Here is a 1,245-nt window from a genome sequence, read left to right as displayed (position 1 = left end):
GAGACCTCTGCAAAACTTTCTCTTCCTCTCATAAATTCACTTATAACCACATTAAATCTAAAATAAAGCCTATCTAAGGATCAAAAGGGCTTATATACCCCCTATTTAATATATATTTCTCCCTTATTTGAGAGAATTGGACACAATTATCCCAGGAGTTCGATAAAGATTGTATGCAACAGCCTCCATAATATGTTGCGCATGTGTCTTTGCCAATCCCACATATCTTGCCACTCCTGCACGAAACCATCTATGCATAGAACCAAAAGTACGCTCAACTCTGTATCTAATCTTACTGATGCTAACATTGATACGTTGCTCCCTTTCTGTAATCTTCTTGCCTCTAACCCCTTTGTGCATGATTCTGCTCTTGAGCTTCATCCGAGTAAGTACTTCCTTGTTCTCTGAAGAGTTATAGCCTTTATCGGCATAGACAGGTGTTCTAACAGGAAGATTGGCTTTCTGCAAAGGAGTTTCAAGATGTTTAATGTCACTTTCATTGGCGGCAGTTGTTTCCTCAGCCAAAATCAAACCATTCTCGTCAGTCACAGTATGTCGCTTATAACCAAAGTGAAGTTTGCCCATCTTCTTAATCCATCTTGCATCTCCATCAACGTTTGGCTTAATAACTTCCTTGACCATTGCTTTTTCTGAACTATCACGACTGTCTGCTTCATTACGGTCTTCCACTACTTCATACTCCTTGCGTCCACGCGGACGGCGTGGAGTATCGGTAATGCTCGCATCGATAATAGCACCACGCTTAACGATGACACCTTTAGACTCAAGTTGCCGATTGATTTCATTGAGAACCATATCATAAAGTTCTGCTTCCACCAACGTGTTGCGAAAGCGGCAAACTGTAGTACTGTCGGGAGCAGTATCTTCTAGACCCAAGCCAACAAACCGACTGAAAGAAAGACGATCGTTTACTTGTTCCTCTACCTCACCGTCACTAAGACCATACCATGTACGAAGAAGTTCTATCTTGAATAAAATCAAGCTGTCATAACTTGGACGACCTGTTGATTTATAACCTTTGGTATAAGCGATTTCTATGATACCACGGATAGGTGTCCAATCAATTAATTTATCTATTTGGGAAAAGAAGGTCTGCTTGACCTTACGCTGACCGAGAACGACATCGGCAAAACTGGGAGAAGAAAGAGTTTGTTTCATACCATAAAGGTACAAAAAAATAATGTAATGAGCAAATTTTAGGATAAGAGTTTTGCAGAGGTCTCC

1 protein-coding gene is annotated in these 1,245 nt (G+C 40.6%); it reads right to left on the bottom strand.

The genetic code is table 11. The annotated features are described in order from the left end of the window. Positions 1 to 123: 123 nt before the first annotated feature. Positions 124 to 1,179, bottom strand: a complete 1,056-nt coding sequence (locus HMPREF0650_RS05610) for an IS5 family transposase (protein WP_040562592.1) — start codon at positions 1,177 to 1,179, stop codon at positions 124 to 126. Positions 1,180 to 1,245: the final 66 nt, after the last annotated feature.

The organism is Hoylesella buccalis ATCC 35310 (assembly GCF_000177075.1).
GTDB lineage: Bacteria > Bacteroidota > Bacteroidia > Bacteroidales > Bacteroidaceae > Prevotella > Prevotella buccalis.
Note: the sequence above shows the minus strand (reverse complement) of the source record. Positions and strands in the feature narration are given on the sequence as shown.

Bases quoted from the DNA above. Each gene is read 5' to 3' on its own strand.
- HMPREF0650_RS05610 (WP_040562592.1), bottom strand. From the start codon at position 1,179: ATGAAACAAACTCTTTCTTCTCCCAGTTTTGCCGATGTCGTTCTCGGT.